Annotated in this window: 11 protein-coding genes; 10 read left to right on the top strand and 1 reads right to left on the bottom strand. The window is 58.8% G+C overall.

Going from position 1 to position 12,584, the window contains the following annotated elements; genetic code table 11:
• The 8 genes from WCA85_RS19740 to WCA85_RS19705 form a co-directional block, all read left to right on the top strand.
• The coding region (locus tag WCA85_RS19740) for a GlxA family transcriptional regulator (protein ID WP_424066564.1) at nt 1-718 on the top strand (718 nt) is incomplete at its 5' end.
• A 53-nt stretch (nt 719-771) separates the two neighbouring features.
• Nucleotides 772-1,527: an SDR family oxidoreductase gene (locus tag WCA85_RS19735; RefSeq protein ID WP_424066563.1), complete on the top strand. Its 756-nt coding sequence runs from the start codon at nt 772-774 to the stop codon at nt 1,525-1,527.
• Nucleotides 1,528-1,907: 380 nt separating this feature from the next.
• Complete coding sequence (locus tag WCA85_RS19730) at nt 1,908-3,635, top strand: IlvD/Edd family dehydratase (RefSeq protein ID WP_424066562.1); 1,728 nt, start codon at nt 1,908-1,910, stop codon at nt 3,633-3,635.
• Nucleotides 3,636-3,703: 68 nt separating this feature from the next.
• On the top strand, nt 3,704-4,627 hold the full coding sequence (locus WCA85_RS19725; RefSeq protein WP_424066561.1) for a dihydrodipicolinate synthase family protein: 924 nt from the start codon (nt 3,704-3,706) through the stop codon (nt 4,625-4,627).
• Between the two features lie 1,486 nt (nt 4,628-6,113).
• Nucleotides 6,114-6,953, top strand: a complete 840-nt coding sequence (locus WCA85_RS19720) for a TIGR03571 family LLM class oxidoreductase (protein WP_424066560.1) — start codon at nt 6,114-6,116, stop codon at nt 6,951-6,953.
• 214 nt (nt 6,954-7,167) lie between these two features.
• The gene (locus tag WCA85_RS19715; RefSeq protein WP_424066559.1) at nt 7,168-8,283 is read left to right on the top strand and encodes an alkene reductase; all 1,116 of its coding nucleotides are present in this window, start codon (nt 7,168-7,170) and stop codon (nt 8,281-8,283) included.
• A 219-nt stretch (nt 8,284-8,502) separates the two neighbouring features.
• Entirely contained in the window at nt 8,503-9,069 is a 567-nt protein-coding gene (locus WCA85_RS19710) for a carboxymuconolactone decarboxylase family protein (RefSeq protein ID WP_424066558.1), read from the top strand.
• Between the two features lie 43 nt (nt 9,070-9,112).
• On the top strand, nt 9,113-9,787 hold the full coding sequence (locus WCA85_RS19705) for a peroxiredoxin-like family protein (RefSeq protein ID WP_424066557.1): 675 nt from the start codon (nt 9,113-9,115) through the stop codon (nt 9,785-9,787).
• Between the two features lie 91 nt (nt 9,788-9,878).
• Here WCA85_RS19705 and WCA85_RS19700 read toward each other — a convergent pair whose 3' ends face one another.
• A complete protein-coding gene (locus WCA85_RS19700) occupies nt 9,879-10,778 on the bottom strand; it encodes a LysR family transcriptional regulator (RefSeq protein ID WP_424066556.1) in 900 nt (299 codons plus the stop codon).
• Between the two features lie 319 nt (nt 10,779-11,097).
• Between WCA85_RS19700 and WCA85_RS19695 the strand changes: the two genes are divergently transcribed.
• Both WCA85_RS19695 and WCA85_RS19690 read left to right on the top strand, forming a co-directional pair.
• Nucleotides 11,098-11,289, top strand: coding sequence for a glutathione S-transferase N-terminal domain-containing protein (locus WCA85_RS19695; RefSeq protein WP_424066555.1), 192 nt, complete (start codon nt 11,098-11,100; stop codon nt 11,287-11,289).
• A 44-nt stretch (nt 11,290-11,333) separates the two neighbouring features.
• A complete protein-coding gene (locus WCA85_RS19690; protein WP_424066554.1) occupies nt 11,334-12,179 on the top strand; it encodes a hypothetical protein in 846 nt (281 codons plus the stop codon).
• Nucleotides 12,180-12,584: the final 405 nt, after the last annotated feature.

The raw sequence follows: 12,584 nt of genomic DNA, 5'->3' as shown, positions 1-12,584 counted from the left end.
GCCCGAAAGCGGACCCGACGCCCGCCTCACCGACTGGCTCACCAAGGTCGCCGCGCGCTGCCCACGCTATGGCTCCGTCTGCACCGGCGCGTTTGCGCTGGGCCATGCAGGCTTGCTCGACGAGCGCAACGTCACGACTCACTGGCAGCATGCCGCGCAACTGGCCACGCGATTTCCGCGGGCGCGTGTCGATTACGACCGGATTTATCTGCGAGACGAAACGCTCGTCACGTCAGCGGGCGTGACGGCGGGGATCGACCTTTCGCTGGCACTCGTTGCAGAAGATCACGGGCCGCACACCGCGCTCGCGGTGGCGAAACGCCTCGTGGTGTTCGCGCAGCGGCAAGGCGGCCAGTCCCAGTTCAGCCCGTATCTGACCGCGCCGGCGGATGAAGCCTCGCCGGTGGCGCGCGTGCAGGCGTACGTGATGGAACATATTGGCGGGAGCTTCACCGTGAAACAACTCGCTGATGTAGCCGGCATGAGCGCGCGCAACTTTGCACGCGTATTCGTGCAGGAGACCAAGGTCACGCCCCACGAATTTGTCGAGCGTGCACGCGTGGATGCCGCGCGCAAACAGCTTGAGAGCACCGCCGCCGCATTGAAGACGATTGCCTACGATTGCGGCTTCGGTACGGCGGATCGCATGCGCATCGTGTTCGCGCGACGAATCGGCGTAACGCCCATGCAGTATCGCGAGCGCTTCCGTTCAGCCTAAGTGGTACGTCGTGAGAAAATAGGCGTCTTTACCTGCCGTCCTCCACGACTATCATGACCTTACCTATCACCCGCGCTATCGTCACCGGCCATACGAAGGGTCTTGGCGCGGCGCTGGCTGAGCAACTGCTCGCGCGCAACATCGACGTGCTGGGGCTGTCCCGTTCGCGTAACGACACGCTTGCACAGCGATTTCCGCAAACGCTCCAGCAAGCGGCACTCAACCTTGCTGATTTGCAGATCGTCACGCGGTGGCTCGCCAGTGATGCCCTGACCCGCTTTGTCGACGGGGCCGACAGCGTGCTGCTCTTCAACAATGCCGGGACGGTGCAGCCGATTGGTCCCATCGAGGGTCACGACGCCGCAGCGATCGCCAATGCGGTGACACTGAACGTAACCACTCCTTTGATGCTGTCAAGCGCGGTGGCAGCGGCCGGCGTCTCGGCGTGCGATCGCCGCATCGTGCATATCTCGAGCGGCGCGGCCCGTAATGCTTATGCAGGCTGGAGCATCTATTGCGCAACCAAAGCGGCGCTCGACCACCATGCGCGCGCCGTTTCGCTCGACGCAAACCGCGCGCTGCGGATCTGCAGTCTGGCGCCGGGCGTGGTGGATACGAACATGCAGGCGGAGATTCGCAGCAGCGGCAAAGAGCGGTTTCCTCTGCGCGAAAAGTTCGAGGACCTCAAACGCAATGGACAACTTGTCTCGCCCGAACAGTGCGCTATCCAGCTGATCGACTTCACCTTGAGCGAGGCGTTCGGACAGACGCCCGTTGCTGATATACGTGAGGTTGCGCAGCGCGGCTGACGCACCGCTAGCTTTTCGCGCGCGGCTCCCGAAAATGCTCACCTATCGGTGGCAATGGGATTTGAAGGGTCCAATCGAATACCACGTTCGCACGCTTGCTCCGATTGGAGCTTTGCATTCTTTCAATATTTTCGTACTCCCGAAAATATTCACCTTTCGACGATAGATGGATCTATTCCTCGATATTTAGCATATCGAATTTAAATACAAGAAACGGCAGAGATGCGAATCATGTCGACTGGGTTGACGGAACTCAAAGCGGCTCGTAAAGTCGATTTACATCGCCGGTGCCGTCGCCGCGACACCCTTATCCGATGGAACCCGGGTCGTAGCATCCTGCTCCCCTTATCCATCTCTTTCGCTCATCTGAGGAGACGACCGTGAACACTGTCACCAAAAAGCCGCTGCGCAGTCAGGCGTGGTTCGGCAAAGCGGATAAGGACGGCTTCATTCACCGTTCCTGGATGAAGAACCAGGGGTTGCCGCATCATCTTTTCGACGGCAGGCCCGTAATCGGTATCTGCAACACGTGGTCCGAGCTCACGCCTTGCAACGCCCACTTCCGCGAACTGGCGGAGTACGTCAAAAAGGGCGTGTACGAGGCTGGCGGCTTTCCGGTGGAATTTCCGGTCATGTCGCTCGGCGAATCGAATCTGCGGCCCACCGCAATGCTGTTTCGCAACCTGGCGTCAATGGATGTGGAAGAATCGATCCGCGGCAATCCGATTGACGGCGTAATCCTGCTTTGCGGTTGCGACAAAACCACGCCTGCGCTCCTGATGGGTGCGGCATCGTGCAATCTTCCAGCCCTCGCCGTATCCGGCGGCCCGATGCTGAATGGCCGCTATCGCGGCCAGACGCTTGGGTCCGGCACAGGTGTCTGGCAAATGTCCGAACAGGTACGGGCCGGCACCATGGACATGGAGCAGTTCATCGAGGCGGAGAGCTGCATGAACCGCTCACGCGGCCACTGCATGACCATGGGCACCGCCTCCACGATGGCCAGCATGGTCGAGGCGTTAGGCATGGGACTGCCCCACAACGCCGCCATCCCAGCCGTCGATGCGCGCCGCCAGGTTCTGGCACACATGGCAGGGCGCCGCATCGTGGAGATGGTCCACGAGGACCTCACCATGAGCAAAATCCTCACACGTGAGGCCTTCGAAAACGCGATTCGCGCCAACGCCGCCATAGGTGGGTCGACAAATGCCGTGGTGCACCTGCTGGCCATTGCCGGGCGCATCGGTGTCGAATTGAAACTCGGAGACTGGGAGAAAGGATCCGACGTGCCTTGCCTCGTCAATCTGCAGCCGTCCGGTGAGTTCCTGATGGAGGACTTTTACTACGCGGGCGGGTTGCCCGCCGTGCTGCGCGAATTGGGCCAAGGGCAATTGCTGCACCGCGACGCGTTGACGGTCAACGGCAAGACCATCTGGGACAACGTCAGCCAGGCCGAATGCTTCGATCGCAAGGTGATTTTTTCGTTGGGCGAACCCTTCAAAGCCAAGGCAGGCATTGCGGTCCTCAAAGGCAATCTTGCGCCCGACGGCGCCGTCATCAAGCCTTCCGCCGCCACCGCCGCGCTGCTGCAGCATCGTGGGCGGGCAGTAGTGTTCGAGAGCGTAGAAGACCTGCACGCGCGGATCAACGACGAGAACCTCGATATCGACGCCAACTGCGTCATGGTTCTCAAAGGCGCGGGTCCGAAGGGCTACCCCGGCTTTGCGGAGGTTGGCAATATGCCGTTGCCGACCAAGGTGCTGAAGCAGGGTATCACTGACATGGTGCGCATCTCCGACGGCCGCATGAGCGGCACGGCATACGGCGCGGTGGTGCTGCACGTCGCACCGGAGGCCGCAGCGGGCGGAACCCTCGCACTGGTCAAAGACGGCGACATGATCGAGCTCGATGTCGCGGGAAGGCGCCTGCATCTCGACGTCGACGACGCAGAACTCGCGCGTCGCCGCGCGGAATGGAAAGCACCGGAAGCGCCTAAGCGCGGCTGGTATAAGTTGTACGTCAACAGCGTTCAGCAAGCGAATCTCGGTGCCGATCTGGATTTCCTGGTCGGCTCCAGCGGCGCCGAAGTGCCGCGCGATTCGCACTGAGCTAACTGGAATGCGGCGACTGAGCCCCCTGGCGTGCCGTCGCGCCTGAAACGAACATATCTGATGCCATGAAGCCGTCAAGCACACAACCCGTAGGCGTTGCCGGGATCTATCCGATCCTGTACGCCTTCTTCGATGGCAGCAATCGCCTGGATCGGGATGCGATGCGCCGGCAAATGGAGACCATCGTTCGGACCGGTGCGCCGGGTGCGGCTGTGCTGGGCCTCGCCACGGAGGTCAACAAACTCTCGCGCACGGAACGTGAGCAGGTGATCCGTTGGGCGATCGAGGACAGCGGTGACAGCTTGCCAATAGCGGTCACAATCAGCGGCGCAACGATCGACGCCCAACGTGACCTCGCCAGTTTCGCGATTGAGCAAGGCGCAACATGGTTGATCCTCCAGCCGCCTGTGTTGCACGCAGGTGAGACGCCTCGGCCCGAAGCTTTCTATTTCGATTTTTTTGCGGCGGTTATGCAGGGGTTCGACGGGCCTGTGGGGATCCAGAATGCCCCTGAATATCTCGGCGTGGGTTTATCTCACGAGAGTCTCGAACGGCTTGCAGCACAGTGCTCCAATTTTCGCCTCCTTAAAGGCGAGGGGCCGTCCATCTTGCTGGCCGAGACCGTCGCAAGGATTGGACATTTGATGCCTGTCCTGAATGGACGCGGCGGACTGGAGTTGCTCGACAATCTGCGCGCCGGGTGCGCCGGCATGATCGTGGCGCCCGACTGCTTCGATTGGCAACAACGAATCTACAAAGCCTTTTCGGACGGCGACGATGCCCAGGCGGAACAGCTATACAAGGAAGTGCTGCCGGGCATCGTATTTGTCATGCAGTCACTCGATACGCTGATCTGTTACGGCAAGCGCATCGCCGCATGGCGGATGGGCTTCGACGTGGAACACGACCGCGACACGACCTTGCTGCCGACCCGCTTTGGATTGGAAGCGGCGCGCCGGTTTGCTCAGAGATTAGGGCCGTTGGCGTAGACAGCACGCAATAGCGGAACACGCAGACGTGTACGCTGGAAACCCACACTGCGACCGGTCCATCAGCGCAATCACCTCGCTGCTCGCGCCGAAGTCGTCGCGAAATGTTGGTTTTTCAACGCTCCCGAAAAAGCTCACCTTTGACCTATAGACTGCGAGGGCGCTACACAGTCGGCCTGCGTGTGCGGCGCGTGTGAAACGACATTACAGATTCAGCGAAATGCCATTCACGTATGCCTCAAAGCGTGTAATCACACACGGAAGGAGAATCTTTAAGATTTGCAAAGGTGAGCGCGATATGTCGTTAGAACCGCACCAATGTATTACCAGGTGCTGTCTCCCGAATGTCCTCACCTTTAGGGCAAACGGACCAATGAGGGCTGTGCAGACGCCAGATTAGTTGGCATACCCAGGAAGCTATCACCATACCTGGAAATCCTCACCATCCTGAATATTCTCACCTTCCTGGAAGTCCTCACCATCCTGGAAACGCTCACCGTACCCGAAATCAAACTCGGAAAATGCGCTAACCTTCGGGGCGGCCCACCTGCCCGACAGCGACAGTTCATACGTTTGCGATCGCCTTTCCTGTTATAGACGGATCGCCTCCCGAAAACACTCACCTTTGTCGGATTCAGGTAAGCGCATCCCTTCTCATCAGCGAGAGCTTCAGCACTGGTGGCCGTTCGTTCAACAGAGAGGCAAAGGTTTTAGGCGACGAAAACGAAACGCGATATTGACAACACCCACCGCGTTGCTCTCGCAAACTCAATCGGAGAATCGCCGGGTACGATGTCGCACCCTTAATTGCCAGGCGAACATTGATGACGCGCCGTTATAACGCGCCCTCCCCGCCTTCACAACATCGTCGTGCGTAGCGCGCCCACACGCCGCGCGGTCAAAACACGGAAGGTGGGGCGTTTGAACTTACGGCTTCGGCCGGGCGCTGCAAATCGCTCGGCAAAACGTCACCGATTGTTTGCGTCCACTGAGTAGTGTTTTCGCAGACCTGCACTTTATTCGAAAGCACGTCCCGAATAGTATTGTGCCGAGCCTGACGCCTCCCATGATCGAAGAAGAACTCCGGTCGACACCCGATCACCGCTCTTCCAGGCACTGTTTAGCGATCAAAGGGGTACTCCTCCAACCTGTCTACCCTGCTTAGTCGCGGGCACGGCTACGGCCGTGCCTATTTTTTACGTCCTTGCGAGGTACGCGGGCAAGGACGATGTGAATCCGCGCTCGAAGGTCGTCTCGGCAGAGACGATGCTGTGCCATTTCCGCTGGACCGAAGCGGCGGACAAGATCATTGCGGCACCAGGTTTAAAGAGGAACATATGACCACCCAGCCTTCGAACCCGGCCGAACTGGCAGATCATCGGGCCTTCTCCCGAACGTTCGCGCCCGGTAGGCTCACATTAGGTTTCGTCGCACCACTTGAAGGTATCCCGATGGCCCCTCGCCTACCTTGGCGAATCACACCGCGATGGCGCGTCTGGCCGACGACATCGGCATAGCCGCTCTCTGGCTGCGTGACGTTCCCTTCTACGATCCTGGCTTCGGGGATGTGGGACAAATCCTCGACCCGATGGTATATGCCGGCTGGCTTGCTGCCACGACTCGCAATATTGCGCTTGGAACCGCAGGGATTGTGGCGCCGCTACGCGACCCGTTGATCGTCGCCAAGCAGGCGACCAGTGCGGATCAACTGCTGGGCGGCCGATTCCTCCTGGGTCTGGCCTCAGGGGATCGGCCCGCTGAATATCCAGCGTTTGGTGTTGCTTTTCATACGCGCGCGGAACGCTATCGAGAGGCAGTCGACATCATCCACACGGTCATCGAGGGACACTTCCCACGTCACCAGTCAAAGCATTTTGGCCGCCTTGACGGGGCACTTGATCTTATTCCCAAGCCGGTCGCGTCTCGCCTGCCCATGATTGCAATTGGCCGGGCCGGTCAGGATCTGCCGTGGCTCGGCGCGAATCTCGATGCCTGGATATGGCATGGAATCGACGCGCGTCGAATGACAGACATCATCCCGCAGTGGATCGATGTAACGGCCGAATATGGTTTCAAACCTTATGGGTATGCAACCTGGTTCGATCTGGAACGCGATCCCGATGCACCGATCCAGTACGGGCGTGTACTCCGGGGCGGAAGGAATGCACTGATCGAATTTTGGCAGGATCAGCAACGGGCAGGCGTCTCGCATGTCGTGCTTAACCTGAAGCCGACTCGTCGTCCCGCGGAAGACATTCTGGAAGAACTGGGCGCGCATGTCGTACCGTTGTTCCCCGCGCACCAGCCGGTTGAAAGCGAGCTTTAGTGTTCAGGCGACCGTGGGCGACGTGAATCGTTGCATCGCCACGGAATGCCCCTTTTCGAAAACTCGTTCGCCACGCGAGGCGCTCCGATTTTCTCCGAAGGCTGAGTTCCCTATTCCTTGCGGGAATTATAACTATTGCCTCGTGGCCACTACTGTCCGACGCTGCTTGTAGCCAATATGTCGTCATATCCAACACTCTTTTAAGGATGACGTCATGAGCAAGCTCTTCAGCCATACGAAGGTCGGACATTTCCAACTGCAACACCGGGTGGTTCTCGCGCCGCTCACGAGAATGCGAACTGAGCCGGGGAATGTTCCGGGTGATCTCATGGTCGAGTACTACGCGCAACGAGCGACAGACGGCGGGCTGCTCATTACCGACGCTACGGCCGTATCCCAGCTCGGCATCGCGTACGTTGAGGCGCCCGGAATTTACACCGAGGAACAGGTTAAGGGCTGGAAACGAGTTGTCGAAGCCACTCATGCCAAGGGCGCGCGTATATTCCTCCAGATGTGGCATGCGGGACGTCAGGCGCATCCGGCGAATACGGGCGACATCACTCCAGTCGCACCGTCGGCGTTGCGTTCGCTTGAGCATGCTGCCATTCGCGACGAGAACGGTGAAATTGCCGAGGCGGAACTGATTGTTCCCCGCGCGCTTGAAACGGAGGAGATTCCGGGGATTGTCGAGCAATTCCGTCGCGGTGCCGTGCTTGCGAAGCAAGCTGGATTTGACGGCGTTGAGCTCCATGCTGCCAACGGTTATCTATTTGAACAATTTCTGCTCGATGGCACAAACCACCGCAACGATGTGTACGGTGGTTCCATTGAGAATCGCTCTCGCTTCCTTTTCGATACGCTCGATGCGGTCACTTCCGTGTGGGGTCCGGGCCGCGTGGCCGTCCGCCTTTCACCGAGTGGTACATACGGCACGATGTCTGACAGCGACCCGCATGCGACGTTCGGTTACGTGGCCGAACGACTGAATGAGTACGATCTTGCCTACGTGCATGTGATTGAGCCTCGCATCCGCGGCATCGTGGAGAAAGAGGCGAGCGAGTCAGACGTTTCAGCGAAGGACATTCGCCGGATCTACAAAGGCACCATCATCGCCGCCGGCGGGTTCACGCGCGAGAACGCCGAACAGGTTATCAACGATGGCCACGCGGACCTTGTCGCGTTTGGGCGGATGTTCATTTCCAATCCTGACCTGCCCGAACGGCTGCGTACCGGTGCGCCCCTCAATCGCTATGATCGCTCGACGTTTTACGGTGGCGACGCACGTGGCTATACAGACTACCAATCCCTGTCTGCGGATGTAGCGGTCTGATCAGATTCGCAGGGTTAAAGCCCCAGCCCAATGCTGGTGCGCTCGCGCTCGCACACGCACACGCACACGCACACGAATCTAGCGTGCCGCAGTTGTGTCACCTCTTATGCCCGGCCGGAATGACTGTTATGAGGGCAAGGTGTCTTCTCCGCTGATTTGCATTGGCGGACTATCTGTTCAACGCAATACGCGTTACACCACACCAGCAAGGAGATTACAGTGACGAAGTTTACCGCATACACCATCGAAAACGCCCCGGCCGCATCGAAGGCTACTCTGGAAGCCGTGAAGGGCGGGTTCGGCTTTGTTCCGAATCTGCAGGCCAATATGGCTGAATCGCCTGAACTGCTCGCAGGCTACTCGGCGTTGTGGGACCTGTTTTCAAAGAGCACGCTGACGCCACATGAGCAGCAAGTTGTCTACCTGACCTCGAACTTCGAAAACAATTGCCACTACTGTATGGCCGGTCACACGACGCTCGCAAAGATGATCAAGATGGACGATACCGTCATCTCGGCGCTGCGTAACGGTACGCCGATTCCCGACGCAAAGCTCGAAGCCCTGCATCGCTTTACGACGGTGGTTGTGCGCGAGCGCGGCTTCGCCTCCGACGCGGATGTTGATGCGTTTCTGGCAGCGGGCTACACGCGTCAGAACGTACTGGAAGTTGTACTGGGCGTCGCAACGAAGGTTCTCAGCAACTACACGAATCACATTGTGCACACTCAGCTCGACAGCTTCATGGCTGGAAACGAGTGGAGCAAGCCTGGCGCGCTTGCCGCCTGATTCAACTGATCCCAAACAACCTGCTCAAAAGAAGGAGATTGTCATGTCACTTCAAGCCAGGCTCGACGCATTCAAAGCCGACTTCAAAGGCGGAAAAGCCCCGTTCTTCGCACCGCCGGAAATCCATCCGGTCATGGAACGCGCTACGGCCCAACTCGTAGCGTCCGGCCAGGCCCAAAGCGCACTCAAGGCTGGAGATGTGGCGCCGGAGTTCACGCTCAACGACCCGGATGGCAAACCCGTGTCGTCAGTCGAACTCCTGAAGCAGGGCCCACTCGTCATCAGCTTCTATCGTGGCGTATGGTGTCCGTATTGCAACCTGGAGCTGATGGCTCTCGAGGAAGCCCTGCCCTCGTTCAAAGCCGAAGGCGCCAATCTGGTTGCAATCTCGCCGCAGAACGCCGTGAACAGCCGCAAGTCGGTTCGCACTAACAATCTGAATTTCCCGATTCTGAGCGACCCGCACAACGATGTCGCGGCAGCGTTCGGCATCCGCTTTGCTCTTCCCGATTATCTCGTCGATCTGTACAAGAACCTCAAAAACGACCTCCCGGCGTTTAATGGTGACGACAGTTGGACGCTGCCGATGCCGGCGCGCTACGTGATCGGTCAGAACGGAACCATCTTGTACTCGGAAGTGAATCCGGACTACACGCGTCGTCCTGAGCCGCAAGATATGTTGCCGGTTCTCCGCTGCAAAGTCGCTTCAGCTTCCTAAGTCGCGTCTGCGTCGCTGCTGACGATTCAAAGTCGGTAGCGACAGCATGACGGCGCGCGACGCGGTATTGTTAGGGCGATCGATCAATCAATCAGGACGCCTTTTCAAGTGCTCCGATTATCTGCTCCACCCATGCGACGAATGCGCGCGCCTTCGCGCTAACCATGCGCCCGCTCGGAAACACGGCCCACAGGTCGACGCCGGGTAACTCCCAGTCGGTGAGTACCTGCTTCACCGCCCCATTCGCGATTTCCGGCGCGAACATCCATTCGGACGCAATCGCGACACCCATGTCGGCGAGCACCGCGGCGCGCACGCCTTCCGCAGCGTTCACACGAATTCGGCCAGTGACGGCAACCGAAGTCTCCGCATCGCCCTGCCTGAACGACCAGGCGCTTCCGCCACCACCGTGTTCGTACACGATCGCCTGATGTGACAGCAGGTCGGCAGGTGTGCGCGGCTCGCCGGTCCTCGCGAACCAGGAGGGCGTACCGACGACCCAGCGCCGACAGTGGCCGACCTTGCGCGCCGTCATGCTCGAATCGCCAAGCACTCCCATCCGCAACGCTACGTCGATACCGCGCTCCAGTAGATCAATGTTTTCATCGTCGAGCACGATATCGATGTTCAGTTCCGGATGTTGATCAAGAAACGCTGGGAGCCGTGGAACGATGTAAAGCCGGGCAAAGGTCACCGCCGCGGAAACTCTAAGACGACCCGAGAGTGCGCCTGCCGATCCCCTTGCCGCCAACTCGGCTTCTTCGACCTCTTCGATCGCCCGCTTGGCACGTTCGTAAAACGCCTGGCCCGCCTCGGTGGGCATCAGTCCGCGCGTTGATCGGAGCAGTAGTCGAATCGCAAGCCGTTCTTCGAGTTGCGCAATTGACTTGGAAACGGCCGGCTGCCCTACGTCCAGCAGCCGTGCGGCAGCCGAAAAGGAACCGGATTCAATCACGCATACAAACGTTTCCATCGCTGTCAGTCGGTCCACGGTCGCTCCTCCTGGAACCTGGTGGGGGCCACACGGCCAACCTCGACCGCCCCGCGAGTTAGTGAATAGTCCCAACAAGCGCGCCGCGCAACGGCATCGCCACCTTTGTTGCGAAGTGTATCGCTGGATCGTGTTCCCGTCATCGATCGAGGCGCGGTCAACCCTGCATGCCCTGAGGGAATGACTGTTATGCGGCCAAGCTGCCTACCGTCGCCAGCTCGCTTCAACGAAGATCCCTCTGTGCGTTATGAAACGTTGTCCGCGTCAGGTTCAACAGATTGCGGTTCAACCACCGCGCTCACACCCGAAGGAAACCGCAATGATCGAAGTTTACGCATTTTCGACGCCGAACAGCGTCAAGGTTCCAATTGCCCTTGAAGAGATGGGGATTGCCTACGAGTTAAAGGCCGTCAACGTCCGTCAGGGTGAACAGAAAGCCGACGCATTCCTGGCGCTCAATGCAAACGGCAAGGTTCCAGTGCTCGTAGTGCCCTCTAGCTCGCGAAGATAAACTGCGTCTAATCAAACATAAAATTTTCTTCGAAGGACTCCTATATGCAAATCCTTGTCACCAGCGCGTCTGGCGCCAACGGCAATGGATACGGTTCTGTTCTTTCGTTTGACCTCGACGGAACACCCCGTGGTACTTTCAGTGCGGATCCTCGCATCACCGACCCCCGCGGCCTCGCCACAAGCGCGGATCGAAAGCTTTTGCACGTGAATAGTGGCAGCGATCGCATACTCGCACTCAATGCTGCGGGAGAGATCGTCCGCGACACCGGAGAGATTCAGGGTCTCAACGCGGGCGGTGGCAATCTCGCGCCCGACGGCCGCCACCTCGTTGGGTTGCGTAGCGCGCGAACCATTGCTGCGTTCGCGGCCGATCTTTCGGGCGCGCCGCAGCATGTGCTACCTGCAGGCGTCGTTCCGTTTCCGCGAGGTTTCGCGTCGGCCGAAGACGGCGCGATTTACTTGGCCTCAGGCATCGGTCCAGGTGGCGACGGCGAAAACAATATTGCGGTGTTCGACGCACACGGCGCGTCGCTGACGCCCCGATTCATCACCGACGACTCGGTGAGCCCGCTCGATCTGACTATTGCGCCCAATGGAAACATCGTTGTTTCCAGCGAGTTTCCGTTTCGCGCGCCCGACGCCTCGGCGAGCATTCGCGAATATGATCGCGTAACTGGAAAGCTGGTACGTGTATTTACGCCGCCGTCCGGAGTCGGTTTTCACCAACCTCGAGGCTTGCGGTTTGGTCCCGACGGACATCTGTATTGTGTCGCACGCGATAGCGTTGTGGCATTTGATTTCGGCGACGGACGCTTCCTGGATTCGGTGGTTCATATGCCACGACTCAACGGTCAGGCGCTGATTTTCTTTCCACAGCTCGCGGAATAAGTGCGCCGGTCATTTCGATGCGCAACAGTGATTCAGTGCAAGTCAACGTCGCCCAAAACCGATGACCAATCACGATTGACGCGGAGAGACATATCGGTCCTTTCCTCATCAGCGGTCAATCGGAGGGGCCGGGTGAAACGCGGGAAGACTTACACGTAAAGGTGAGCTTCTTCGGGAGTGTGAGAAGCTTCGGGGAGTTAACGCAAAAAGAGTGAATTCCAAGGCTTGCTCGTTGGTTCAATTCGCTCGCCTCCGATGATGTCTCCTGGAAGTCCTCACCATCCTGGAAGTACTCACCTATCCCCAAAGCTTCTTTACGGTGAAACAGTCCAGATTCAATGTATCACCGTGAATCTCCTCTGCTCCCGCCTAGCCCAGAAAATCGGGGGGACTTTATTGTCATTT

Source organism: Paraburkholderia sp. (assembly GCF_049581445.1).
In the GTDB taxonomy this organism is placed as follows: Bacteria; Pseudomonadota; Gammaproteobacteria; order Burkholderiales; family Burkholderiaceae; genus Paraburkholderia.
The sequence above is the reverse complement of the archived record's forward strand: the minus strand, read 5'-3'. Positions and strand labels throughout refer to the sequence as shown.

Excerpts from the sequence above, each read along its gene's own strand:
- WCA85_RS19715 (WP_424066559.1), top strand. The coding sequence starts at position 7,168 with ATGAGCAAGCTCTTCAGCCATACGAAGGTCGGACATTTCCAACTGCAA.
- WCA85_RS19695 (WP_424066555.1), top strand. The coding sequence starts at position 11,098 with ATGATCGAAGTTTACGCATTTTCGACGCCGAACAGCGTCAAGGTTCCA.
- WCA85_RS19705 (WP_424066557.1), top strand. The coding sequence starts at position 9,113 with ATGTCACTTCAAGCCAGGCTCGACGCATTCAAAGCCGACTTCAAAGGC.
- WCA85_RS19690 (WP_424066554.1), top strand. The coding sequence starts at position 11,334 with ATGCAAATCCTTGTCACCAGCGCGTCTGGCGCCAACGGCAATGGATAC.
- WCA85_RS19735 (WP_424066563.1), top strand. The coding sequence starts at position 772 with ATGACCTTACCTATCACCCGCGCTATCGTCACCGGCCATACGAAGGGT.
- WCA85_RS19725 (WP_424066561.1), top strand. The coding sequence starts at position 3,704 with ATGAAGCCGTCAAGCACACAACCCGTAGGCGTTGCCGGGATCTATCCG.
- WCA85_RS19720 (WP_424066560.1), top strand. The coding sequence starts at position 6,114 with ATGGCGCGTCTGGCCGACGACATCGGCATAGCCGCTCTCTGGCTGCGT.